Annotated in this window: 24 protein-coding genes and 2 riboswitches; of the genes, 7 read left to right on the top strand and 17 right to left on the bottom strand. The window is 63.6% G+C overall.

Annotated features, from left to right (window positions below; all coding sequences use genetic code 11):
- Positions 1 to 1,028 precede the first annotated feature (1,028 nt).
- The gene (locus tag HCN58_RS17830; protein WP_171580845.1) at positions 1,029 to 1,607 is read left to right on the top strand and encodes a histidine phosphatase family protein; all 579 of its coding nucleotides are present in this window, start codon (positions 1,029 to 1,031) and stop codon (positions 1,605 to 1,607) included.
- Here the strand turns inward: HCN58_RS17830 and cobT are convergent.
- From cobT to cbiE, 8 genes are all read right to left on the bottom strand, one after another.
- Positions 1,602 to 2,657: a nicotinate-nucleotide--dimethylbenzimidazole phosphoribosyltransferase gene (cobT, locus tag HCN58_RS17825; RefSeq protein ID WP_171580844.1), complete on the bottom strand. Its 1,056-nt coding sequence runs from the start codon at positions 2,655 to 2,657 to the stop codon at positions 1,602 to 1,604. The genes HCN58_RS17830 and cobT overlap by 6 nt on opposite strands.
- Before the next feature lie 46 nt (positions 2,658 to 2,703).
- On the bottom strand, positions 2,704 to 3,453 hold the full coding sequence (cobF, locus tag HCN58_RS17820; protein WP_171580697.1) for a precorrin-6A synthase (deacetylating): 750 nt from the start codon (positions 3,451 to 3,453) through the stop codon (positions 2,704 to 2,706).
- A 50-nt stretch (positions 3,454 to 3,503) separates the two neighbouring features.
- Entirely contained in the window at positions 3,504 to 4,181 is a 678-nt protein-coding gene (locus HCN58_RS17815) for an energy-coupling factor ABC transporter permease (RefSeq protein ID WP_171580696.1), read from the bottom strand.
- 37 nt (positions 4,182 to 4,218) lie between these two features.
- A riboswitch (cobalamin riboswitch) is annotated at positions 4,219 to 4,436 on the bottom strand.
- Positions 4,437 to 4,484: 48 nt separating this feature from the next.
- Positions 4,485 to 5,213 (bottom strand): uroporphyrinogen-III C-methyltransferase, encoded by a 729-nt coding sequence (gene cobA, locus HCN58_RS17810; protein ID WP_171580695.1) that lies wholly within the window; start codon positions 5,211 to 5,213, stop codon positions 4,485 to 4,487.
- On the bottom strand, positions 5,210 to 6,523 hold the full coding sequence (locus HCN58_RS17805; RefSeq protein WP_171580694.1) for a cobyrinic acid a,c-diamide synthase CobB: 1,314 nt from the start codon (positions 6,521 to 6,523) through the stop codon (positions 5,210 to 5,212). Before HCN58_RS17805 ends, cobA begins: the two co-directional genes overlap by 4 nt.
- A complete protein-coding gene (cobM, locus tag HCN58_RS17800) occupies positions 6,523 to 7,305 on the bottom strand; it encodes a precorrin-4 C(11)-methyltransferase (protein WP_171580693.1) in 783 nt (260 codons plus the stop codon). Before cobM ends, HCN58_RS17805 begins: the two co-directional genes overlap by 1 nt.
- Entirely contained in the window at positions 7,302 to 7,670 is a 369-nt protein-coding gene (locus HCN58_RS17795; RefSeq protein ID WP_171580692.1) for a cobalamin biosynthesis protein, read from the bottom strand. The genes cobM and HCN58_RS17795 overlap by 4 nt, the downstream gene beginning before the upstream one ends.
- Positions 7,667 to 8,848, bottom strand: coding sequence for a precorrin-6y C5,15-methyltransferase (decarboxylating) subunit CbiE (cbiE, locus tag HCN58_RS17790; protein WP_171580691.1), 1,182 nt, complete (start codon positions 8,846 to 8,848; stop codon positions 7,667 to 7,669). Before cbiE ends, HCN58_RS17795 begins: the two co-directional genes overlap by 4 nt.
- Between cbiE and HCN58_RS17785 the strand changes: the two genes are divergently transcribed.
- On the top strand, positions 8,847 to 9,596 hold the full coding sequence (locus HCN58_RS17785) for a cobalt-precorrin-6A reductase (protein WP_171580690.1): 750 nt from the start codon (positions 8,847 to 8,849) through the stop codon (positions 9,594 to 9,596). The two genes, cbiE and HCN58_RS17785, sit on opposite strands and share 2 nt — an antisense overlap.
- Here the strand turns inward: HCN58_RS17785 and cobJ are convergent.
- From cobJ to HCN58_RS17750, 7 genes are read right to left on the bottom strand one after another with little or no spacing between them, the layout of a single operon-like run.
- A complete protein-coding gene (gene cobJ / locus HCN58_RS17780) occupies positions 9,572 to 10,306 on the bottom strand; it encodes a precorrin-3B C(17)-methyltransferase (protein WP_171580689.1) in 735 nt (244 codons plus the stop codon). The genes HCN58_RS17785 and cobJ overlap by 25 nt on opposite strands.
- The gene (locus HCN58_RS17775; protein ID WP_171580688.1) at positions 10,303 to 11,034 is read right to left on the bottom strand and encodes a precorrin-2 C(20)-methyltransferase; all 732 of its coding nucleotides are present in this window, start codon (positions 11,032 to 11,034) and stop codon (positions 10,303 to 10,305) included. Before HCN58_RS17775 ends, cobJ begins: the two co-directional genes overlap by 4 nt.
- A 2-nt stretch (positions 11,035 to 11,036) precedes the next feature.
- Entirely contained in the window at positions 11,037 to 11,666 is a 630-nt protein-coding gene (locus HCN58_RS17770; protein ID WP_171580687.1) for a precorrin-8X methylmutase, read from the bottom strand.
- Entirely contained in the window at positions 11,666 to 12,829 is a 1,164-nt protein-coding gene (gene cobG, locus HCN58_RS17765; RefSeq protein ID WP_171580686.1) for a precorrin-3B synthase, read from the bottom strand. The genes HCN58_RS17770 and cobG overlap by 1 nt, the downstream gene beginning before the upstream one ends.
- The gene (gene cobN / locus HCN58_RS17760) at positions 12,826 to 16,071 is read right to left on the bottom strand and encodes a cobaltochelatase subunit CobN (RefSeq protein ID WP_171580685.1); all 3,246 of its coding nucleotides are present in this window, start codon (positions 16,069 to 16,071) and stop codon (positions 12,826 to 12,828) included. Before cobN ends, cobG begins: the two co-directional genes overlap by 4 nt.
- A complete protein-coding gene (gene cobW, locus HCN58_RS17755) occupies positions 16,071 to 17,105 on the bottom strand; it encodes a cobalamin biosynthesis protein CobW (protein WP_171580684.1) in 1,035 nt (344 codons plus the stop codon). The genes cobN and cobW overlap by 1 nt, the downstream gene beginning before the upstream one ends.
- Positions 17,102 to 17,476, bottom strand: coding sequence for a DUF1636 family protein (locus HCN58_RS17750; RefSeq protein WP_171580683.1), 375 nt, complete (start codon positions 17,474 to 17,476; stop codon positions 17,102 to 17,104). The genes cobW and HCN58_RS17750 overlap by 4 nt, the downstream gene beginning before the upstream one ends.
- Before the next feature lie 90 nt (positions 17,477 to 17,566).
- Positions 17,567 to 17,783: riboswitch (cobalamin riboswitch) on the bottom strand.
- Between the two features lie 39 nt (positions 17,784 to 17,822).
- Between HCN58_RS17750 and cobO the strand changes: the two genes are divergently transcribed.
- Together cobO and HCN58_RS17740 are read left to right on the top strand one after the other, a co-directional pair.
- Complete coding sequence (gene cobO, locus HCN58_RS17745; RefSeq protein ID WP_171580682.1) at positions 17,823 to 18,476, top strand: cob(I)yrinic acid a,c-diamide adenosyltransferase; 654 nt, start codon at positions 17,823 to 17,825, stop codon at positions 18,474 to 18,476.
- 25 nt (positions 18,477 to 18,501) lie between these two features.
- Positions 18,502 to 19,950, top strand: a complete 1,449-nt coding sequence (locus HCN58_RS17740; protein WP_171580681.1) for a cobyric acid synthase — start codon at positions 18,502 to 18,504, stop codon at positions 19,948 to 19,950.
- A gap of 10 nt (positions 19,951 to 19,960) precedes the next feature.
- Here HCN58_RS17740 and cobD read toward each other — a convergent pair whose 3' ends face one another.
- Together cobD and cbiB are read right to left on the bottom strand one after the other, a co-directional pair.
- A complete protein-coding gene (gene cobD / locus HCN58_RS17735) occupies positions 19,961 to 20,926 on the bottom strand; it encodes a threonine-phosphate decarboxylase CobD (RefSeq protein ID WP_171580680.1) in 966 nt (321 codons plus the stop codon).
- An 11-nt stretch (positions 20,927 to 20,937) separates the two neighbouring features.
- The gene (gene cbiB / locus HCN58_RS17730; protein ID WP_171580843.1) at positions 20,938 to 21,879 is read right to left on the bottom strand and encodes an adenosylcobinamide-phosphate synthase CbiB; all 942 of its coding nucleotides are present in this window, start codon (positions 21,877 to 21,879) and stop codon (positions 20,938 to 20,940) included.
- 130 nt (positions 21,880 to 22,009) lie between these two features.
- On the opposite strand from cbiB, the gene cobU reads away from it, so the two are divergent.
- The 3 genes from cobU (at position 22,010) to bluB (ending at position 24,008) form a co-directional block, all read left to right on the top strand.
- A complete protein-coding gene (gene cobU / locus HCN58_RS17725; protein ID WP_171580679.1) occupies positions 22,010 to 22,513 on the top strand; it encodes a bifunctional adenosylcobinamide kinase/adenosylcobinamide-phosphate guanylyltransferase in 504 nt (167 codons plus the stop codon).
- A gap of 74 nt (positions 22,514 to 22,587) precedes the next feature.
- Positions 22,588 to 23,376: an adenosylcobinamide-GDP ribazoletransferase gene (gene cobS / locus HCN58_RS17720; protein ID WP_171580678.1), complete on the top strand. Its 789-nt coding sequence runs from the start codon at positions 22,588 to 22,590 to the stop codon at positions 23,374 to 23,376.
- A complete protein-coding gene (gene bluB, locus HCN58_RS17715) occupies positions 23,376 to 24,008 on the top strand; it encodes a 5,6-dimethylbenzimidazole synthase (protein WP_171580677.1) in 633 nt (210 codons plus the stop codon). Before cobS ends, bluB begins: the two co-directional genes overlap by 1 nt.
- Positions 24,009 to 24,040 lie beyond the last annotated feature (32 nt).

Genomic DNA, 24,040 nt, shown 5'->3' with positions numbered 1-24,040 from the left:
GACAGATCGCGCAGTGAAAGCGCAGTTGAGGTGGACCCAACTATACCGAGGGAGCGGCCGAAAACCTACACGAGGGCCTGCCCTTGGTTAGTGAGCACCGATGCAACCTGGGGGCGCTTGTCCACGCCGGGGCCAGCGGGGATGCAACTTGCGCTGCCCGTCTAATGCCGGCTCCACTGGAGATCCGCCCGATTGATTCTCTGAGTAACACCTGAACACGTTCTCAGAGCCAGGCGTTAGTCCGCAATTGTTTTGAGGCTAAGTCAGCAGCTTACACGTTAAGGAGGCCTCCGCACGGTGGTTGCTATTATGCGCACGGCCAATGACGCTCACGTCTTTACGAGAATGCCCTGCGAGCACGGCCGGAACATATGAAGCAAGAACGTCGGAAGCATGAGAAGTGGCGCGCCATCGGGACATCTCAGCTTCCGGAATTCTTCCTTGCGCCTTTTCAAACGCACTGTGTCGATATCATTCGCTAAGTCGGAAACACTGCTTTGAAAGCATACAACCTGACGCTACGTGCGATTCAAGTGTCACTTGAAGGTCTTCATCATGCGCTTTGATGCCGATCCGGAAGTCAACTCTTGCGTTTTGTGCATCGCCAACGCATATACGCACCACGGTAGCGCGATGCGCTATCGCAGCCCTCCTTGGGCGTTTCCTCCCTAGACTTGGGCCGCTTGTTCATTACAAGCGGCCTCTTTTTCTCGGTCGCCGCTATGGCGACATCCCGGCAATTCTTTCGGAAATTGGCTTGCGCAGGTTGGTTAGACGACCGCCACACTCGCAACGAGTTGCTACACTTCGGCGCGAGCGCCCATCGCCGTCGCATCAACGAGAAGGGCCGAGCGCGATCATGAGAAAGTGGTCTGACGCGCGAGGCAACGCGCCTTCGTTGCAGGTCGGCGCCGGGGGTGTTGAGATACGGATTTTGCTTCGGCCGTGATATCAGTCCTTCGCGGTAAAGCCTCCGCGGGCGAATGTTAAAGATGTTTCTCGAATTGATAAGCATCGGAGATATAGGGATGGAAGGGGAAGCCTTTCTTTGGTTGGTCCGGCATGCGGTAGTCGTCAATACTATCGAAGGAACGATCTCCCCGTCGGGCGCTCCGGCTGATCTCAGCGGTCGGGCGCATTTGGAAGCCGTGCGTAGGCGCTTACCGCGGGACGCCGCAAGCTACGCGAGTCCGTCTCAACGGACTGTCGATACCGCGCGCGCATTCGAGCTTGATCCAATCCTGGTGCCTGAGTTTCGGGAGCAGGACTTCGGGGATTGGACCGGCCGACGTCACGACGATCTCGCCGCTCTCGGAGAAGAAGGGTACGCCGAGTTCTGGAAGGATCCCGCTCGTTCAAGCCCACCCGGCGGCGAGAGCTTCGAAGATCAAATTGCGAGGGTTCGGGATGGACTTCGTAAAATAGCTGCTGGTCCAGCAACGCTCGTCGTGCATTCCGGCACTATTCGCGCCGCGCTCTGCGTAGCCCTCGACATCACACCGCGAGCAGCGTTGCGCTTCGTAATCGATCCGCTGTCGATCACCCGAATTGATCGGCTACGGAACGATTGGCGGATTGTGTCGGTCAATCAGAATGTCGCGTTATGAGCGATTCGGAACGCTGGCTTGCGCGAAGGTCGCCATGCCGTTGTGCAGAGCGCATGCAAGCCGCAGGATCGGCAATGCAAGCGCGGCACCCGACCCCTCCCCTAACCTGAGGTCCAGATTGAATAACGGCTGCACATTCAGCGCCTCGAGAACTAGGCAGTGCCCCTGCTCGGCCGATTGATGCGACGATAAGAGAAAGGGCCGACACGACGGATTAAGATGCAACGCCGTCAACGCCGCGACGGACACGATGAAACCGTCGATCAGGATCGGGAGGCGACGCTGTGCGGCGGCGATGATCGCGCCCGTAATAGCAGCAGTTTCAAGACCGCCGACCGCGCACAGGATCCGCTCGGCAGAAGTTCCTGGTCTTGTAAGGTCATGAAGAGCCAGCGCTGCATCAATCACGTGCGCCTTGCGCGCACGGCTGTCTGCATCGATCCCGGTGCCATTGCCGGTCACCTGCTCGGCGCGCATGCCAAGCAGGGCGGCGGCGACTGCCGCAGAAGTCGTGGTGTTGCCGATCCCCATGTCACCAAGGATCAGAAGATCTGGCTCTGCTGAGGCCGCCCGCGCGATGGCGCGCTTGCCGCAGTCGAAGGCGAAGGCGACCTCGCCCAACTCGAGCGCCGCTTCCTTGCTGAAATCCCGGCTGCCCTGGCGCGGCTTGTCTGTCACGACTCCCGGCACGGGCTGTTCGGCGAGCGTTCCGGCATCGACGATTTCCAGATTTAAGCCCAGTTCGCGCGCGAGAACCGAAATTGCTGCACCGCCTGACGCGAAATTCGACATCATCGCGATCGTAACTTCCTGAGGATAGGCCGATACGCCCTGCGCGACGATGCCGTGATCCCCTGCAAAGACGATGATCGGCGCGCGCTCGGCTCGAGGCCGGTCGGTTTGTTGCAGACCGGCCAGCTCGATCGCGAGGTGCTCGAGGCGACCCAGCGCACCGGTCGGCTTGGTGAGCTCGGCCTGACGGGCCAGAGCGGCATCGCGATGGAAGGTCGAAACGCCCGGGCACTCCTGGTAGACCCACTCGGGTAGCATGTCGTCCTGCCCTTGGTTCAAGATGCCAGCGGCCTTCCCACGAGTGCTACCACACGCGCTTGAGGACGTAGCTATCCATGATCCAGCCGTGCCTGGCGCGTGCTTCTTGTCGGGCGGCGACGATGACTGGCCCCACTTCTGCGAGCGCACCTGACATGGTGATTTGCCGGGGCATCCCGAGATAGGCGCCCCACCAGATATATAGTCCGGTCGGCTCGAGCCACTGGAACGCGGCGCCGCCATCGAGCATGACGACCACCGTGTCGGCGCCGGACGGCCAACCGCCTTCGCGCAGCCGCCGTCCGGTGGTGACGAGAAAAGGCTGCCCAATGTCGTTCAGCGGCAGTGAATGTGCGGCGCAAAGCGCCTGGATCGACGTAATGCCCGGGACGACCTCGATTATCGGCAACGGATCAAGCCTTCGTGCGATCCGCAGGCTCGAGTCGTATAGCGAAGGATCGCCCCAGATCAGCAGGGCAACGCGTCCGTCATCACCGAGATGCGCCGCAATCGCTCGGGACCAGGTCACTGCGACGGCGTCGTGCCATTCGTCCACTCCCTTGCGGTAGCCCTCCTGCGCCGTGTCGCGAATGGGCAGGTCGAACTCGGCAACGCGCGTACGGCTGTTCGTCAAGGCTTGCGCGCAAATCAGCCGGCGCAGGTCGGCGAGATCGGACTTCACCGGGCCCTTGCGCGGAATCAGCACCAGGTCAGCCGCATTGATTGCGCGGATCGCAGCAAGCGTGAGCTGCTCGGGATCGCCGCAGCCAATGCCTATCAGGGAGAGTGTCAGCATCGCGTTATGAGGTGGGGGCGGGCGCGACTTGCGACCGCCCTTACGACATCTCAGGCGGCGTTGTGAAGCCGATAAGTAACAAGACCATCGGCCGTCACAGCTCTCAGTGATTTCGCCAGTGCCAGCACGGCTAGATCGGCCAGCGGCTCAATTACTATGACGAGCGCGTAGGAAGCGGCGAAAGACGCGATGGAGGCGAGGTTCTCGGCCACAAAGCCCGCACCATATAGCGCCCAGAAGGCGACCCACGCCACGATGCCGGATTGATAGGCGGTCGAAAGCGCAAGTGCCTGCCGATACTGCAGGTCAACATAGGCGGTGTTGCGAGGAATGATCCGCCCGGCCAGCGCCTGGATCGCAAACAAAGGCACCAGCAGCGTAGTCACGTTCATACCATATTGCGGCAGGTCGGTCGGCACGAAGAACAGCCCCTGCAGCAGAAGACCAAGCGCCAGCCCGAACGCGGCTGGCGCTGCGCCAAACAGGAGAAACAGCGTCGAGCCGAGAATGAAATGCACCTCCGAGACCCCCATCCGGAAATGCGGCAGGAGTTCGAAGAACGAGAAAACCAGGACCGTTGTTGCGATGGTGCGCACCGCGAATGAAACAACCCCCTGCTCGCGCACGGTTTCGACCGTGAGCTTGAGAGCGCAGCCGCCGGCAACGGCACCCGTCGCGTAACTCAGCATGAGCTTGGCGCCCGTAACGATATCTGGTTCGATATGCATGACTTACGTCCCTTCTGCCGTCACACCCGACGGCGCTGGTGTTAAGAATTGCAGGGCCGGTCTCCTCGCTCGCGGTTCGAAACGGGTCCTGGCTTCCCAAGCTTGACGGCCCAGTGGCGGATCGGAGCCCCTCACCGCTTACAGGCGCGGGCGCGGCCGGAGCTTTGGGCGCCGCATTCACGTCCGCCCTTGCCCGTTCCCGATTATGCTCCGGCGCTTTGCTCCGCTCCGAGCACCATGCCTGCTCTGTGTGCTCCTTCCGAGGAGACGTCAAGGGGCTGGCGAGATCGGGCGGCGGCATCATCATAGAGTCTCTCCCGCCAGCGCGCCGAAAAGAATGACCGCCGCCGTCGTTGCGGCGGTCGCTTGCGCGAGCTGCTCTGCGAGCTGTGCAATCGTGGTGCGGACAATCCGCTCCTCGGCGTGGCCCAGAGACTCCGCAAATAGCGCCGGCGTGTCGGGAGCCATGCCGTGCTCTATCAGCTTTGCCGCGAGCGCCGGGAATGTGCGCTTGCCCATATAGACCGCGGTCGTCGATTCCGGATCGGCCAGTGCCGCCCAATTGAGATTCGCGGGCAACCGCCCGGTGACATCTGCGCCGGTCACGAACTGGACGCGGCGCGAGGTGCCCCGGCGGGTGAGTGGAATGCTGGCGCGCGCTGCCGCAACGCAGGCTGAGGTGACGCCTGGAATGATCTCGTAGTCGATGCGCGCCGCGCGCAGCGCCTCGATCTCTTCTTCAAGCCGGCCGAAGATGCCGGCGTCTCCCGATTTCAAACGTACAACGCGCGCGTTTGTGGCGGCGTAGTCGATGAGCAGCCGGTTGAGGTGCTCCTGTTTGGCTGAGGGCCGGCCCACACGCTTGCCAACCGCTACCAGATTGGCCCCGGCTCGGGCGTAATCGAGGATCGCGCCCGAGGCAAGGTCGTCGTACAGCACAACATCAGCAGCGCGCAGACGCGCAGCCGCCTTGAGCGTCAGGAGCTCGGGATCGCCTGGGCCGGCCGAGACAAAGGAAACAAAGCCGCTCACCTGTCCTCCGCAATGAGGTGGAAGAACGTGCCGGTGGCGTAGCCGCGCCGCGAGCCCGTCTCCGCAACGACCGCGCCAGTCGCGTCGCGCACGATAGCCAGAGGTGTATCGGGCTGCGAGACAATCGTGGAGTAATGGAATTCATGGCCGCGCAGGAGCGCTCTGGCCTGATATCCGGGCATCGGCAGAGCGAGTTCCGCAAGCCGATAGCCCAGATGCATCCGACGTTGGGCAAAACTCGTCTCCAGGCCGAGCAGTCCGGTCATCTCGTGGCGTGTGCCGCCACCCTCGGTCAAGGCGGTGCCCAGCACCATGTAACCGCCGCATTCGCCATGCACCGGCCGTGTCTCAGCAAAGGATTTTAGCGCACGGCGGAATTGGCGATTTGCCGCGAGTTGGCCGGCGTGCAATTCCGGATAGCCGCCGGGCATCCAGCAGACGTCGGCACTGTCATCAGGACCCTCGTCGGCGAGCGGCGAGAAGGTCGCGATCTCGGCACCGGCGGCACGCCAGGCCTCCAGCATGTGCGGATAGACGAACGAGAATGCGCCGTCGCGCGCCAGAGCGATGCGCTGGCCGGGTGGCTTGACGCTCGGGCCGTGTGCGGCGCATGGCGCCGTCGAGGCGCATGCCGCCGATTGCAACACTGCATCGAGATCGACATGCTCGGCGATGAAGCGGGCGGCTTCCGCGATCAGGCCGTCGACCTCGCCCTGCTCCTCAGCCTGCACCAGGCCAAGATGCCGCTTCGGCAAGCTGATCGCGGCGTGGCGGGGCAACGCCCCGAACACGGCAATGCCGGCGCCTGCCATGGCACGGCGCACCAGGTCCTCGTGCCGGGTGCTGGCGACGCGGTTGAGAACGACGCCGGCAAGACGCACGCCTGCGCGGAAATCGCGCAGTCCTGCAGCCACCGCCGCGGCGGTTTGCGCCTGTCCGGAGGGATCGATCACAAGCAGGACCGGCCAGCCCATCATCTCGGCGATATCGGAGGTAGCGCCGGTCCCCGAGAGGCCCCGTGTGGCAACGCCGTCGAATAAGCCCATCGAACCTTCGGCCAGAACGAGATCCGCATTCGCACCGCGCGAAGCGAGCGCCTCGATCGCTTCGCGGTGCATGGCCCAGCTGTCGATGTTGACGGAGGTGCGCCCCGCGGCGGCCGCATGAAAGGCGGTATCGATATAATCGGGCCCGCTCTTGAAGCACTGGACCTTCAGCCCGCGATCGCGATAGGCGCGCGCCAACGCCAGCGTCAGCGTCGTCTTGCCGACACCGGATGCAGGCGCGGAGATGACGAGGCTCGCCGTCATCACGAGCCTTCCGGAAAGCGCGGCGTCGGCCCGAGCGGCCGATAGCGGCGGTCATAGTCGACGGCATACAGGCGGCTCTCTCCGAAATCTTCCGAACCCAGTGTGCGGCCAACCAGAATAACGGCCGTGCGCTCGAGCTCGGTGCTTACAGCAGAATCCAGCGTACCGAGCGTAGCGCGAATGATGCGCTGATCCGGCCAGCTTGCGCGCCAGACTATTGCGACCGGGCAGTCTCCTCCGTAGTGCGGCGTCAGCTCATCAATTACCCTAGAAAGCAGATGGATCGAGAGATGGATGGCGAGCACCGCACCGGTCGCGGCGAAGGTGGCGAGCTTCTCGCCTTTCGGCATCACGCTCGCCCTGCCCGGCATCCGCGTCAGGACGACCGATTGCACAAGACCTGGCAGCGTGAGCTCGGCCTCGATCGCGGCCGCGGCGGCGGAAAAGGCCGGCACGCCGGGCGTGATTGAATAGGAGATTTGAAGCGCGCGCAGGCGGCGCAATTGCTCGCCCATCGCCGACCAGATCGAGAGATCCCCGGAATGTAGCCGTGCGACGTCCTTGCCCTTATGATGCGCCGCGACGATCTCCGACATGATGTCGTCGAGCGACAGCGGCGCGGTGTTCACGATCCGTGCATCCTTTGGGCAATGGGCAAGAACGCCCTGGGGTACGAGAGAGCCGGCATAGAGGCAGACCGGACAGGCGGCAATCAGATCGCGACCGCGCAAGGTGAGCAGATCAGCTGCTCCCGGTCCGGCGCCGATGAAGTGCACCGTCATTCGGCGTCTCCTTCCGCGATCGCTGCGGTCGCCGTCCGATCCTGCGAGAGGGCCCGCGTCGAAACAAGGCGCGCACCACGGCCGGCGACCGCAAGCGCCGCGGCTTCGGCGACGGAGCCCGTACCGAACTTCGCCTTGACGGATTCTGACTGTGTGGGCGTGGCAATGCCGGCCAGGACATCGGCCGAAACAGGCCGGATCGGCACGTTGAGTTCGCGCGCCAGCAATTTGAGCGCGGCGGTTTCGGCCTTGTCGCTGACCGTTGCAACTGCCGCGAGATCTTCAGGACCGCCCGCGGCGGCGAGAGCTTCGCGCAGCGCAGCCAGTGTGACCTCCCGCTTGAACCCCAGACCTGCGACTTTCACTTGACTGCACTCCATTGCACGACTGGCCGCACCGCTTCCCAGGAGCGGTAGCGGCCGAGGTGACCCGCATGCGCAATCTCGATTCGCATCAACTCGCCACCGTGGCGTTGATGAAGGTCCGAGAGTAGCGCCTCGGTCTCCAGCGTGACGGCATGCGCAACTAACCTTACTCTCGGCTCAATGCGCGACCACACCGCATCGAACATCCTGGCGTCGAGCCCTCCGCCGATGAAAACGGCTTGCGGTGTCCCAAGGCCTGAGAGGATATCAGGCGCTATTCCCTCAACGACGGCGATCCGATGCGTCAGACCGAAGGTTGCCGCATTGCCGCGGATATTCGCTACGCGATCAGCCCGCGCTTCGATGGCGATCGCCGTGCCACCACAGAGAGCCCATTCTACCGAGATCGAACCTGAACCGGCGCCAATGTCCCATAATCTGTCGCCGCATCTCGGCGCTAGCGCCGAAAGCGCGAGCGCGCGCATCGGCCGCTTGGTGAACTGGCCGTCATGCACGAAGAGCGCGTCCGAAAGGCCGGAGCTACGCGGAACGCCGTGCGGTCCATTGGTTTCCAGCGCAACTGTCACCGGACCCGCGCCGCTATCGGCGGCGTAGCTGTCGGCCCGATATTGCGCCACGGATTCGCGGGCACCGCCGAGCGCGGTGAGCGTCCACAGCCGTGACTCGCCCCAGCCTCGCGCCGTCAACCATTTGGCCAGATCGCCGGGCGCCTTGTCGTCGCGCACGAGACAAATAATGCGCGCTCCACGTGTCAGATGCGGCACCAGGCGTTCGAATGGCGCCGCGTGGAGTCCAAGACAGACGACAGATTCGAGCCGCCATCCGAGCCGCGCCGCAGCAAGTGAGAATGTCGAGGGCGCGGGATGCGCAATCCATTCGCTCTTGCTGAGCCGTTCCGCGAGACTGGCTCCTACGCCGTACCAGGATGGATCGCCCGAGGCGAGCACCACCGTCGGACGGCCGCGGCAGGTCAGGACGCAATCTGTCTCGAACGGCACCGGCCAGGGACGGCCGCGGTCGGCAATCCCTGCCAGCGCGAGATGCCGTTCGCCGCCAAACACCGTCTCGGCTTCCGCAAGCGCCTTTCGGCTTGCATCCGAGAGGCCGGCAAGGCCATCTTCGCCAATGCCGATAATCGTCAGCCAGGGATCATGCATGATGCGCGCCCTCATTCTGGGCGGAACAAGCGATGCCAATCTGCTCGCGGACGCTGTGGCGCGCGCGGGGTGTAATGCGATCTATTCCTATGGAGGTCGCACCCGCGCCCCGGCGAACCAGCCGCTGCCGACCCGCATCGGGGGGTTCGGCGGCGTGAATGGCCTTGCCGAGTTCATTCGACGCGAGGGAATAACGCACCTTGTCGATGCAACCCATCCCTTCGCGGCCGAGATGAGCCGCAATGCGGTTGCAGCGTGCGAGACGACCGGAACACCGCTGATCGCGCTCGAGCGCGCACCCTGGGCAAAAGAGGCCGGGGACACTTGGATCGAGGCCGCGGATATCACCTCGGCTGCCGCAGTGTTGCCGAACAATCGCGCGCGGGTATTTCTTGCGATCGGACGGCAGCACATCACAGCTTTCAGCGCCAGGCCGCAGCACGCCTACACTTTGCGGTTTGTCGATCCTCCCGATCGACCACTGCCATTTCCGGATGTCGATGTCATTGTGTCGCGCGGACCATTCACCCTCGCCGGCGAATTGGAGATGATGCGCGCGCGCGGCATCGAATGGGTTGTTGCCCGCAATGCCGGTGGAGCGGGCGCGCGTGCCAAGATCGACGCTGCGCGCGAGCTCGGCCTTCCCGTCGTGATGCTCAAGCGGCCCGAATTGCCTGACAGGCCGCGGGTCGAAAGCGCGACGGAGGTCATGCATTGGCTCCGTCATCGGGAATGCCTCGGTGCATAGACCCAGCGGCCGACGCGGCGCGTTGCTGAATTGCCGACGATGACAAGGGTTCGCATGTCGGCCATCTCGGGCCGTGCCTTGCGCAGCATCACCGTTTCAATTCGCTCCGCGGCCGTGCTGACAGCATGGGCAAAGATCACGAGGCGTTCGCCCCAACCTGCCTCCTTCAGAACCGAGAGCGCGCGTCCAAAACCATCGGGCCGGCTCACTGAGCGCGGATTGTACATCGCGATCGCAAAGTCAGCTTCGGCAGCAAGCCGCAAGCGCTTCTCGATCATCGGCCACGGCTTCAGATTATCGGAGAGATTGATCGCGCAAAAATCGTGGCCGAGCGGCGCGCCGGCGCGCGCGGCCGCTGCCAGCATTGCAGTTACGCCGGGCAGAACGCGGATTGCAAGCCCCTGCCATTGCGGCGAGACTTCAAGGGCTTCGAATACAGCCGCTGCCATGGCGAAAACACCCGGGTCGCCGGACGAAACCATGACAACGCGGCGTCCCTTCGATGCCAGCTGCAAGGCATCGTTTGCGCGCTGCAACTCCATGCGATTGTCTGATGGATGTAGCGTCAGTCCTTCACGCGGTTGCACCCGCGCGACATAGGGCGCATAGCCCACGACGTCGGTCGCGGCGGCGAGCGCGGCGGAGACTTCCGGCGTGACTAGCGCCTGGTCGCCCGGCCCAAGTCCCGCGATGGTCAATATGCCCGTCATTCGGCCGCCCCCATCCGGCGTCCCTGCCCATGCACGAGTACGATCGCGAAATAGGGACACTCGGTCTCGTCCAGGTCCCTCAGCCGCACGACGCGCTCACCCGGCATGGTGCCGCGTTCGATCAGCCATGCCTCGCCAAGGCGGCCGGCGGCGGCAAGCGCGCGGCGCACCTTCTTCAGATTGCGCCCGGTCTTCATGATGACGAGCGCATCGGAATTGCGCGCGCGTTGCTCGAGCTCGTGTTCCGATAGCGTACCCATCAGCACCGTCATCACATCGTCGCCGAGGGCGATCGGCAGGCCGACCGAATTCCAGCAGCCAGCCATGCCGGGAATGCCGGCGATCACCTCGATTTCGACGCGGGCCTGCAGACGTGCACGCAGGTGCATGAAGGAGCCGTAGAAGTAGGGATCGCCCTCGCAGAGAATGACGACGTCGAATGCGCGGGCAAGCCGCGCAAGACGCTCCGCCCACTCGTCGTAGAAGCCTGCAAGGAGGCGAACATATTCCGGACGGTCGAAGGCGATCTCCGTCGTGACCGGATACTCCATCGGATATTCGCAGACGTCCTTTGCCAGTAGTCCATCGACGATGCGGCGCGCCTGGCCGGGCCGTCCCTTCTTTCGGAAATAGGCCACGTGCTTGGCCGCACGGAGCTCACGATCGGCGCGCACGCTCATGAGGTCCGGATTTCCTGGCCCAAGGCCGCAACAGATGATGCGCCCCATGGCTATTCGTTCCGGCTCGCCAGCGCGTTCACGGCGGCGACCGTGATTGCCGAGCCGCCAAGGCGCCCCTCGACCGTCAGCGCCGGCGCAGGCTGGTCAGCCATCAGCGCAAACTTGGCTTCAGCCGCGCCAACAAAGCCGACCGGACAACCGATGATCGCTGCAGGTCTTGGACAGTTGCGATCCTCCAGCATGTTGAGCAGGTGAAACAGCGCGGTCGGCGCATTGCCAATAGCGACGATCGCGCCGTTTAGATGCGGCCTCCACAATTCCAGCGCTGCGGCTGAGCGGGTATTGCGCATGGATTGCGCGAGGGAGGGAACCGCGGGATCGTCAAGCGTACAGATGATGGCGTTGCCGGCCGGCAGGCGCGCACGCGTAATTCCCTCCGAAACCATGCGTGCGTCGCAGAGGATAGGCGCGGCGTTCTGAAGCGCAGCCCGCGCGATGCGCGCCATGCCGGGCGTGAAGCGGATGCAGGATTCGAGACTGACCATGCCAGCGGCATGGATCATGCGAACGACGACCGGCTCCTCGTCGGCCGAAAAGCGCTCAAGGTCCGCCTCGGCGCGGATGGTGGCGAAGGATTGACGGTAGATCGCCGCACCATCGGTTTCATAGACGTGCGGCATCAGTGCGCTCCCGTTAGAACGGAAGGATCCGCGATCATTCGGCCTGCGCTTACTCCACGCTGGCTAGGCGTATCCCGCGTTGAGCCGCTGCGGATGACATCAAATCCCTCGCGGGTCGCAACAAGGGTGAGCGCGGCAGCCCCCGAATGGGCACAGCCTTTGGCACAGCCAGAGACGTGAAGCTTCTCGTCCGCGGCAATATGCGGCGCAAGCGCTGCTGCAAGTGCACGAGTATCGGAATGCGCCTCGCAGCAGGCGGGCGCACCGCTGCAGGCGACGACGCGCAGAATGGGATCGTCCGCTTGGGTGACGAGGCCCTCGCAGTGGGGCATTTCGCGCAATTCTTCCGCCACAATCATGCGCCAGGGCGTCATCCGTAATCCTTGCGAGCATCCGGCAAGATGGCTGAGCGCGGCATGTGTCAGCTGTCCGAAAGCCGCAGCGATCATCGCGCCTTGCGGATAAAGTCCGGGACGCGGCTCCGCGGTCATGCAAGCCGGCTTGACCTTGCCACGAAGCGCGTCGGGCAGTTTTGTGCCAGTCCCGACATGCGCTCTCATTCGCCCTCTGCCCTCCCCGGCTCCGCCCGAATCGACAAACCACTCGGCAAGCGCGAGCGCAACGCTTACCGCTTCTCTCCGCGAGACGGGACGACCATGCTCCGCACCGTCGGCACGCACGATCAGCTCTCCCGCGATGCTGCGCTCGATGCGGATGTCGGCGGAGGCGCCGGCCAGCGCAGGCTCTGTGCTGCAATCAACGGCGAAGCCGAATTTGGTCGGCAGGCCGGGCGGTCCCATCACAAGCCCGTGTTCAAGTTCTGCTGCGAGAAAACAGGTATCGTCACTTTCGCTCCAGAAGGGCGTGACAAGGATGTTGCGCCGCGCTTCCGAGTCCGGATCGGGATCGAGCAAGTGCAGCCGTGATAGTTCCTCGATCAAGGGACGATGACCTTGATCACTGACACCCCTGATTTGCAGGTTGGCCCGGCTGGTCAGATCGATCAGGCCGTTGCCGTAGCACTCGGCCAGCACCGCAATTCCCGCTGCCTGCTTCGGATCGAGCCGGCCACCGTGCGGCCGGATGCGAACCAAGAGCCCATCCCCCGACCGCATCGGCCGTAAGGCGCTGGGGCACCAGCCCTTGATCGCAACAGCGCTCATGAAGCCTCCCGCAGCGCGGCCGCAATCGAATTGCGCCGTGTCCGCCAGAGCGAAGCTTGATGCAAACGGGTGAAGCAAGTCTCGATCGCCGCGAGCGCCGCCGGATTCTCGCGCGCCATGAAAGTTCGCACGTTGTCGCTGCCAAGCGTCGCGTCGTAATAGAGATCGAAGAGATGCGTGGGCACCGCATCGGCAAGATGTGCAAAGCTGGCCATATGCTCTAGCGTGGCAGCAATTTCCGCCGCGCCCCGAAAGCCGTGGCGCATCATGCCGGCGATCCATTTTGGATTGGCCGCACGCGCACGCACGACGCGCGAAATTTCCTCGGTCAACGAGCGAGCACGCGGCTGATCGGGATGTGTCGCGTCGAGGTGGTAGAGCGATGGTGTGGCCGCGCCCAGGCGCGCCGCCGCAGCCGCTAGGCCCGCCTCATGCACGGCATAGTCTGCGGCGAGCAGCAGATCCGTTTCCGGCAGGTCCTGCACATGGACGAAGGCAGTAGCGGCGACGAGCCTTGCCTCGACACCTGTGCGATCAGGCCGCATCGTGCCGTCGGACGCGAATGCCCAAGACGAAGCCGACAGCCAGGCTTCACCGGCCGCGTTGCGCGTCCCCGCCGTGAAGAGATCCGGCATCGATGCCATACCGACACCGTACTGCCCCGGACGGGGTCCAAACACACGCGCCGCGCGATGGCGATAGGGATTTTCGTCGCCCTCCTCATCGCGTTCCGAAAGCGCTTGGGTCGCTGCCGCGAACAATTGCGCAAGAGATGAAAAGACGTCGCGAAACAGTCCCGACACGCGAAGCGTCACGTCGATGCGCGGCCGACCAAGAGCCGCTGGTGCGATGATCTCATAACCCGACACCCGGCCCGATCCGTGGTCCCAGCGCGGCGCGATGCCTGCCAGGTGCAGGGCCATCGCGAAATCCTGGCCTGCGGTGCGCATGGTGGATGATCCCCAGAGATTAACCAGCAGCCCCCTCGGCCAGTCGCCGTGATCCTGCAGGTGACGGCGCAGCAATTCCTCGGCGAGCTTGATCCCCTCCACATGCGCGGACGGTGTCGGCACTGCGCGGGGATCGACGGCGAACAGATTGCGTCCGGTCGGCAGCACATCGCGCCGCCCGCGATAGGGCGAGCCTGCCGGCCCCGGAGCAACGCGCCTACCAGAGAGAGCGTCAAGCAGCGCGCGCTTCTCCGCCTCGCCGCAAGCCCCGCGGCCGAACACATGCAGGCCATCGCCGAACTGGCTTTCCTTGAGGTCGCAGACAAAGCGATCGATCCGGGGAATTGCCTCAGCCGCCGCAGCCGAGGCGCCAAGCCCGAGATCCTCTTCCAGTCCCGCGGCACGCGCTTCATCGCGAATCGACGCGATTAGGCGCTGGCGGCGCGCCGGATCGAGACCATCGGCCGTCGAATATTCATCGAGCAGTTGCTCGAGCCGGCGCAGGCCTTGAGGCAACGCCGCCCGAGCCAATGGTGGCGGCAAATGCCCAATCGTGACCGCGCCGATGCGCCGCTTGGCCTGCGCGGCCTCGCCGGGATCGTTGACGATGAAGGGATAGATCACGGGCATGTCGCCGATCAGCGCTTCAGGCCAACAGGCAGCGGACAGCGCCACGGACTTGCCGGGCAGCCATTCCAGCGTTCCGTGAGCGCCCATATGGACGACCGCGTCGACCTTTTGCTGCCTGAGCCAAAGATAGAATGCGACATAGGCGTGGCGAGGCGTGCGGGAAAGATCATGATACTCAGCGTCACGATTGGTAACATCACTGCGTTCAGGCTGAACGGCGATAATCGCCTTGCCACACTGGATCGCTGCGAAATGAAATTCGCCACCACGACAGGCGGGATCGTTCTCCGGGGCGCCCCAGGCGCGCGCAAGGTCATCCTGTAATGAGCGCGAAAGCCTCGCCAGTTCCGTGCGGTAATCCGCAACGCTAAAGATCAATTCCTCCCGCTGGAGAGTTTCACCGAACGCTCCCGCAGCTTTCACGTCGTAACCAGCAGCTTCGAGATGGGACAGCAGCGTTTCGACCGAAGCGAGCGCGTCGAGCCCAACCGCATGCGCGAGCTGGTGCGGACGGCCCGGATAGTTCGAGAGCACAATCGCCAGCCGCTTCACGCCTGCCGGCTTGTCCGCGAGCCTGTGCCAGGCTACCACCCGATCCACGACCGAACCGACACGTTCGTCGTCAGGCCTGTGCGCCAGATGCGCAAATTGCAGATCGGGATCGCGCTCACCCGCCGACTTGAAGCTGGCCACGCCCGCAAATAGCCGGCCGTCAATCTCCGGCAACGCTACATGCATCGCCAGATCGCCCGGTGAGAGACCGCGAAGCGACTCTGCCCAATCCTCGCGCCGGGCCGTCGACAATGCAACCTGGAACACCGGACAGGAGGCGGCATCGAAAGGCGTCGTACCGTCGTCGGCGGCCGCAGAGAAGGCGGTTGCATTGACGATCACTGCAGGCGGGCATTGCTCGAACTGCCCCTTCAGCCAGTCCGCCACACCGGCGGCCTTTAGCGATGTGACGAATACGCCATAGGCATCAAAATCCTTTTGCCGCAGTGCTGTGATCAGCGCGTCGACCGGGGCGGTATCTGCCGAGGTGAGATAGGAACGATAGAAGGTGATCAGCGCGCGCGGCTGGCAGGAATTTCGCAGCACCGCGATTGCGCCCCGATCTGGATCGTAAAAACCGATCTCGGAGATTTCGATCTCGCCGACGACAGGCCCCGCATAAAGTCCCGAGGCCAATGCAAGCTGCGCGATTGCCGCCTGCGCCGCCATTGCTCCGCCCTTGTCGCACAATGCCTTCAGCCGTCCGAGCGTCAAGGCAGGCACTGTTGAGAGCGCATCCAGCCGCGGGTCGTCGCGACCATCACCTGGCAGCACCGCAAGCGCGATGTCGCGGTCCTTGGCCAATTGATGCAGGGCAGCCAGTCCATATGGCCAGTAGGACTCGCCACCGATCAGGCGCACCAGTACGCCGCGCGCATGCGATAGCGTCCGCTCGATATAGGTATCGACCGAAAGCGGATGACGCAGTTCCGCAAGGTTCGCGAGCCTCAGCGACGGCAGGCAAGTACGCCCACGCTGCCAGCCGGACGCGAACGCGGCGAGATCGCTGTCCGAGAACGAGAGCACGACAAGGTCGGCCGGGTCCTGGCCGAGATCCCTAGGGATCGCGGTCTCCTCAAGACCGCGGCTCTCGCGAAACACGACGTGCATCAGACACCAAGTCCCGCCCTGATGGCGGCCTCATCGATATCGTCGTGTTCACCGATCAGAACCAATTTCGACTGCCTTGGCCGCGTGCCCCAGGGCATATCGAACTGATGCCGCACCCGCTCCCCGACCGATTGCACGAGCAATCGCATCGGCCTGCCCGCAATTGCGATATATCCCTTAGCGCGCAGCACATTCTGCTCACGCGCAAGTCGCTGGATCGATGCGACCAGCGCTTCGATATCGGCAACTTCCGGGAGTTCGACGACAACGGAGGCAAAATCGTTGTGTTCGTGCTCGTCCTCGCCGTCGTGGTGCGACGGGCGCGCGGCGAGATCGTCTTCCGCTGCCGCTTCGAGACCAAGGATGATACGCGCATCGACTGCGCCGTCGATGACCGGCAACATCGGCACGCGACGCGGCATTTCGGCGCCAATCGCCGCCTTGGCCGCTTCAAGTCCTTGAACGCCGGCAAGATCCGCCTTGGTGAGCAGGACGATATCCGCGCACGCGATCTGATCCTCGAACACTTCCGACAGCGGCGTCTCGTGATCGAGGTTTTCATCGGCCGCACGCTGCGCTTCCACCGCAACGGGATCGGGCGCAAAGCGGCCGGCCGCCACAGCCTCGGCATCCGCCAGCGCGATCACGCCGTCGACGGTGATCCGCGAGCGGATCTCCGGCCAATCGAACGCCTTGAGCAGCGGCTTCGGCAAGGCCAATCCCGATGTCTCGATCAGGATATGGTCGGGCTTCACGCGGCGCGAGAGCAGCTGCTCCATGGCGGGAATGAAGTCATCGGCCACCGTGCAGCAGATGCAGCCATTGGCGAGCTCGAGGATGTTCTCGGCGGGACAATTGACATCCGCGCAGGATTTCAGGATCTCTCCGTCCACGCCCTCGCTGCCGAACTCGTTGACGAGCACCGCAAGCTTCTTGCCATTCGCGTTGGCGATCAGATGCTGGATCAGCGTCGTCTTGCCCGAACCGAGAAAGCCGGTGACGACCGTGACCGGAACCTTGGCGAGCGTGTTCATTCTGCGGGCTCCGGCAGGATGGTGATGGGTGGAATGCGGGCAAGCGATTGTTTGCGGAAGATCTCCGGCCGGCTGCGCCACGGCACGATGCCGTCGGGCGCCGCCGCATAGGCCGCAGCTCCAGCAACTACGTCCGGCGCGTTTGCATCGGATAGGCGTCCGTAGACATAGGACCAGCGTCGCGGCGCGCTGAGAGCAATCGAGCAGCCCTGGCTGCAGGCGGACAGGCACTCGACCGGAACGACGCTGACGCCTTCGGGCACGCCAGCCTGAAGGATGGCGCTATGCAGACGCGCGCCCGGCGCGGTCTCGCCTTCCCTCAAGGATTGGCCGGAACGGCAGGTGATGCAGACATGAAGCGTGACGGTCATCGCCCTCCTCGACGTTTTGGCGGAGGCGATGAGGCGCACGAACCATAGACATAAGGGTTCGTTGCCGTCGCGGAGCACCCCGTCCGCCGGTCTCAAGTCTCTGCGCTGGCAGGTCTCCCGGCTTGCGGAGCAGGTTTTCCCTTCGATCTCCGCCTTCCCAACCCTGACGGGTCAGTGGCTCTTGAAGATCTCTCCGGTCACGGTCGCGGGGGCGGCTGCGTTTCAGGCTCAAGCTTTCAAGGCCAGAGTCCTATCGCATTCCCTCTTCGCCTGTCGTAGGACAGGAACCAACGCCACCCCACCATTTGCAAAAGCGTGCAACTTGTCAAGCCAAAGGAGCGTGCCGATGACTTCCGAACCTGATGCCGCTGAGGATGAAACCGTGACCTCCGAGGCCTCGCTGGACGCCCGTCATGCCGACAAAATGGCGAAGAAAAAAGCAGCGCGCGACCGGATGATGGCCGCCAAGAGCGGCAAGAAGGGACTCATCATCGTCCATACCGGCGCGGGCAAGGGGAAATCCTCCTCGGCTTTTGGCATGATCATGCGGTGCATCGCGCATGGCTTTTGCTGCGCCGTCGTGCAGTTTATCAAGGGTGCGTGGGAAACTGGCGAGCGCCGCCTGCTGACCGGACATTTTGGTGAATTATGCCAATTCCACACCATGGGTGAAGGCTTCACCTGGGAAACACAGGACCGCGCCCGGGACATCGCCGCGGCGCGCGCCGCATGGGAAAAGGCCAAGCAGCTGATCGCCGATGAAGCCTTGCGCATGGTCGTTCTCGATGAGATCAATATTGCGCTTCGCTACGACTATCTGGAGATCGGAGAAGTGGTCGAGTTCCTGAGCAATTCAAAGCCGCCGATGACGCATGTCGTCCTCACGGGGCGCAATGCCAGGCAGGAATTGATCGATGCCGCCGACCTTGTCACAGAGATGACGCTCGTGAAGCATCCCTTCCGATCCGGCATCAAGGCGCAGCCCGGCGTCGAGTACTGACGAATCAACCGCGGAGTCCGATTCGATGGCGCGCGCATTGATGATCCAAGGTGCGGGATCGGACGTGGGCAAGTCGCTCATCGTCGCCGGCCTTGCGCGCGCCGCGACCCGGCGCGGCTATCGGGTGCTGCCCTTCAAGCCGCAGAACATGTCGAACAATGCGGCCGTGACAATCGACGGTGGCGAGATCGGACGCGCGCAGGCATTGCAGGCGCAGGCCGCAGGTGTCGAGCCGCACACCGACATGAATCCCGTTCTGCTCAAGCCGGAGACAGATGTTGGCGCCCAGATCATCGTGCAGGGACGGCGCGTGGCGACGCTGCGAGCCCGCGCGTACGCTGCGATGAAGTCATCGCTGATGGAGCCGGTCCTCGAAAGTTTCGGACGCCTGAAGGATCGTGCCGATCTTGTTCTGGTCGAGGGCGCCGGCAGCCCAGCCGAAGTTAATCTGAGGAGCGCCGATATCGCCAATATGGGTTTTGCCCGCAAGGCCGACGTGCCAGTCGTGCTGGTCGGCGACATCGATCGCGGCGGTGTAATAGCGCAGCTCGTCGGCATTAAGACCGTGCTGGATGCCGACGATGCGGCCATGATCCGCGGCTTCGTCATCAACAAGTTCCGCGGCGATCCGACGCTGTTTGACAACGGCTACCGGCTGATAGAGGCACGCACATCCTGGCGGGGATTTGGGGTTCTCCCCTATTTCGCCCGCGCTAGCGAGCTTCCGGCTGAAGATGCGCTGGGGCTTGCTGACGCCCGCAAGGTCGGCAAGTGCAAGATTGCCTTTCTCGCGCTGTCGCGGATCGCGAACTTTGACGACCTCGATCCGCTGAAGCTCGAGCCTGATGTCGACCTTGTGATGGTCCGCCCTGGAGAGGCAATCCCGGGCGATGCAAAACTCGTGATCCTTCCCGGCTCGAAGTCGACACGCGGCGACCTAACCTTCCTGCGCGCGCAGGGCTGGGACATCGATCTTCTCGCGCATCATCGTCGCGGCGGCCATGTGCTCGGCGTCTGCGGCGGTTACCAGATGCTCGGACGCAGTGTGGCGGATCCGACAGGAATCGAGGGACCGGCGGGAGAAACGCCCGGCCTCGGACTTCTCGACGTGACGACGGTGATGACGTCACAAAAGACTCTCACGCGCGTTGCGGCGGTCCATGCCGCGACGGACCGGCCGATCGAGGCCTACGAGATTCACATCGGGCATACCGACGGGCCGGACCGTGCACGGCCATTTGCTTTGGTTGGCAGCGCGCCGGAAGGCGCAGTTTCCAGCGACGGACGCGTGTACGGTAGCTACCTGCACGGCCTGTTTGCTTCAGACAATTTCCGCAGCGCATTTCTCGCGCAACTGGACATTCCGGCCGCAGACCAGCAGTACCGCGCCAGGGTGGAGAGCGCGCTCGATGCGCTTGCCGATCACATCGACAACCATCTCGATGTAAATGGGCTGCTTGCGCTCGCGCGCTAAGTATTATTGATCAACGCGAGAGCGCGGCAGCAAGCCGCGACCATTCCGCCCCGTTACCCGGCAAGCCCAGCCTGAGCCATCCCGGCTTTTGCTCAAAAACACGCGACCATATCTGGCCGCGCGCGAGCTTCTCCTGCGCAGCCTGCGCGTCCCCAGTCTCATAGAGCCGGAACAGCGGTGTGCCGCCGACCTGTTGCCAGCCCTGCGATCGCACCTCGGCATCCAGCCGGAGGCAATCGCGCGCCAGACGCGTCGCGGTTGCCTTTGCCCACTCGCGATCGAGCAAGGCGCGCCGTCCGATCGCAATCGCTCCGCCCGAAATCGGCCACGGACCCACCATCGCCGCCAGCGCCGCGACGTCAGCCTCGCTGCCGAGCACGAAACCGAGCCGCAGTCCGGCAAGCCCGTAAAACTTTCCGAACGAGCGCAGGACCAACAGCCCTGACCGTCCCGCCTCCGGTGCCAACGACAGGCCGGAGACGGCATCGACGAAGCTCTCGTCAACCAAGAGCCGACCGACCTTCGGCAAGAGGGCCACCAATTCGGTCGGATTATGGCGCCGACCATCTGGATTGTTGGGATTGACGACCACGGCAAGATCCGCGCCCGCCAGTCCTTCGAGTTCGGAAACTTCGGCCACGTCCCAGGCTGCGGCTGAAAGAACCGCCGCGTACTCGTTGTAGGTCGGCGCAAGAATTCGCGCGCGGCCGTGCGATGAAAGATTCGGCAACAATTGGATGGCCGCTTGTGCGCCAGTAAGCGCCACGACTGGCGCCCGGGTAGCGTAGGCCTCTCGGGCAGCTTGGTGGAGGGACGCGATATCTGATCGCGAAGGCAGCGCGCTCCAGTACCTAAGCTCGACCTCACCCACCGGATAGGGCTGCCGATTGATCCCGGTTGAGAGGTCGATCCAGTCCTGCGCACGCCCGCCGAAGCGCTGAACGGCGAGATCGAGATTTCCACCATGCTCGAGCATTGCCCCGTCCGTCACGCGAAGGCCAGAATCGCAAGCGCACCGGTCAAAAGAACCATGGCGCGGACGTAGAGCTTCAACCCTTGCCGGATGTCCGCAGCGAACGGATCGCGCGCTCCCTCGTTGAGCCAAGGTTCGTTGGCGGTGTCACCACGATAGGTGCGCGGCCCGCTGAGCCGCACGCCGAGCGCGCCGGCCATGGCTGCTTCCGGCCAGCCGGCATTGATCGAGCGGTGGCGGCGCGCATCCCTCGCCATGCAAGACAACGCATTCGAAGGCCGCGTCGCCAGCACTACAAACAAAAAGCCTGTGAGGCGCGCCGGTACGAAATTGGCGAGATCGTCGATGCGCGCGGCGGCCCAACCGAAGGATTCGTGACGCGCCGTGCGATGGCCGATCATGGAGTCGAGCGTATTGATTGCCTTGTAGCCGACGATGCCGGGCAGCCCGAACAACACTCCCCAGAACACGGGCGCCACAATGCCGTCGGAAGCATTCTCGGCCAGGCTCTCGATGGCTGCGCGCGCAATGCCCGCCTCATCAAGAGCTGCGGGATCGCGTCCCACGATGTGCGCAACCGCGGCACGCGCGGCTGCGATATCACCGGATTGCAAGGGGTTCGCAACGGCGGCGACATGATCATAGAGCGAACGCAGCGCGACCAGGGGCCATGCGAGAATTCCCAGGAGGACGATGCGGCTCCATTCAAAGGCGAGCGCGGCCTGAACCGCCCATCCAATTCCGGCCGAAACTCCAATCACGAAAAGCGCCACGGCTGCGCCAGCGATCCGCCTGACTCCAGGCGGATCGATAGCCCGGTTGAAGCTGATGTCGAGAATGTTGATCAGCCTCCCGAGCCAAGTGACGGGATGACCAATGCGGGCGAACAGCGCGTTGGGCCAGCCCAACAGGGCGTCCACCGTCATCGCCACCACCATCGCTCCCGCAAAGCCCACACTCATTCTCCCGTCGTGCCTGGCCCTGATGCACAAGAATTCCCTATCAAGGCAAGCCCCATATCGCGTGATTTCACCTTTGTCTTTGTCGAAGATTGGTGATTAGTGCTGGCCCTAACTGGAGGACGTCATGGCCATCATACTCATCACGGGCGGCGCCCGATCCGGCAAAAGCTTACGGGCAGAAGTCCGCACCCGCGCTTTTCCGGAACAGCCCGTCTATATCGCCACAGCAGAGGCGCTCGATGAGGAAATGGGCGAGAGAATAGCGAAGCATCGCGCGCGGCGAGGAAAGGACTGGATCGAGCGCGAGGTTCCGCTCGATCTCGTGCAGGCCTTGATCGAAACCGATGGCGGTGGCGCAAGGCTGGTCGATTGCCTCACGCTGTGGCTATCGAACGTGCTCCACGCGGAACGCAACTGGTCGCATGAGGCTTCGCTACTCGCTGACGCGCTTGCCCGTCAGCGCAGCCCGGTCATCATCGTCACGAACGAGGTCGGGTTCGGTATCGTGCCGGACAATGCGCTGGCGCGCGCGTTTCGGGACGCGGCGGGTATCCTGAACCAGACGATTGCATCCGTTGCGGATGAGGTCGAATTCGTCGTGGCAGGATTGCCGATGAAGCTGAAGTAATGCCGCGCTTGGCGGAATTGCGACGCGTCGTGGAGTGAGCGCGAGCGAGTTGACGATTGGAGGGCTGAAGACACATGTATCATTCCGAGCTTCTCAGGGGCATCGTCGCTGACCTGAGAATCGCCATTTCGCTCTCCACGCTTCTGCCTATCGGGCCGGCGACGCCGGTCAGCGATGGCGATGTTGCCCGCGCGAGCTGGGCGTTGCCAGTGGCAGGATTGCTGGTTGGCTTTGCCGGTGCGGCGGTCTACTGGATCGCACGCGAGATGGGCTTGACGCCAAGCCCTGCAGCCATGCTGGGGCTGGCGGCCACGGTTCTCGTCACTGGCGCGATGCATGAGGACGGCCTTGCCGATACCGCTGACGGGCTCGGCGGCGGTCGGACGCGCGAGCGCAAGCTCGAGATCATGCGCGACAGCCGGATCGGTACATACGGTGCGTGCGCGCTTATCGCATCGCTCATCTTGCGATGGAGCGCGCTCGAAACGATCGCCGAGCCAATGTCGATCGCGGCGGCGCTTTCGGTTGCACATGCGGCGGCGCGCGCCGGCATGCCCGCCTTCATGTGGCTGATTCCGCCGGCGCGATCGGATGGGCTTTCGGCCCTAGCCGGACGGCCGCCGGGGCGAAGCGCCGGCATTGCGTTTGCTCTCGGGGCTCTTTGCCTGGTTTTCGGTTCCGGGCCGAGCAAGGCGTTGCTCGGAGTGATTTTGCTCTCGCTGGCCGGGTTGATACTTGCGTGGCTTGCCACGAGGCAAGTCGGCGGACAGACAGGTGATATATTGGGTGCGTTCGAACAGATTGGCGAGATCGTGGTTTTGCTGATGACAGCCGCACTCCTCCACACGGAACCAGGACTCTGATGGTCGCTTTCGATGAAGCCTTTCGCCGGCAACTGCGCGAGCTCTTCGTGTGGCGCCGCGACGTGCGGCGCTTTCGTCTCGATCCTCTGCCGAGCGGCGCCATGGAGCGGCTGATTGAGATCGCCTGCCTTTCCCCGTCGGTCGGCCTCAGCCAGCCTTGGCGGTTTGTGATCGTCGAAGACAATACAAGGCGCAGTGCCGTGATCGAGGATTTCAAGGCCTGCAGCGCCGATGCGTTGCATTCCTATTCAGGCGAACGCGCGGCGCGGTACGCGAGCCTCAAGCTTGCCGGTCTCGAAGAGGCTCCGGGTCACCTGGCCGTGTTCGCGGACAAGACGAACGATATGGGGCATCGCCTCGGGCGTGCAACCATGCCGGAAACGGTCGAATACTCCGTCGCCGCCGCCATCTGCTGCATGTGGCTCGCCGCACGTGCAGACGGCATCGGACTTGGCTGGGTGTCGGTCCTTAACCCGGCTCGCATCCATGAGGTTCTTGAAGTGCCGGAGTCCTGGAAATTCATCGGCTATCTCTGCGTCGGCTATCCCCAGGAAGAGTTTGATCGACCCGAACTTGAGCGGGCCAACTGGGAACATCGGCGATTGGCGAAGGAATTTATCACTCAACGCTAGCGCCAGATTTCAAGTTTCCACCCGGAGCCTTC

This window comes from Bradyrhizobium australiense, assembly GCF_013114825.1.
Taxonomy (GTDB): Bacteria; Pseudomonadota; Alphaproteobacteria; order Rhizobiales; family Xanthobacteraceae; genus Bradyrhizobium; species Bradyrhizobium australiense.
Note: the sequence above shows the minus strand (reverse complement) of the source record. Positions and strands in the feature narration are given on the sequence as shown.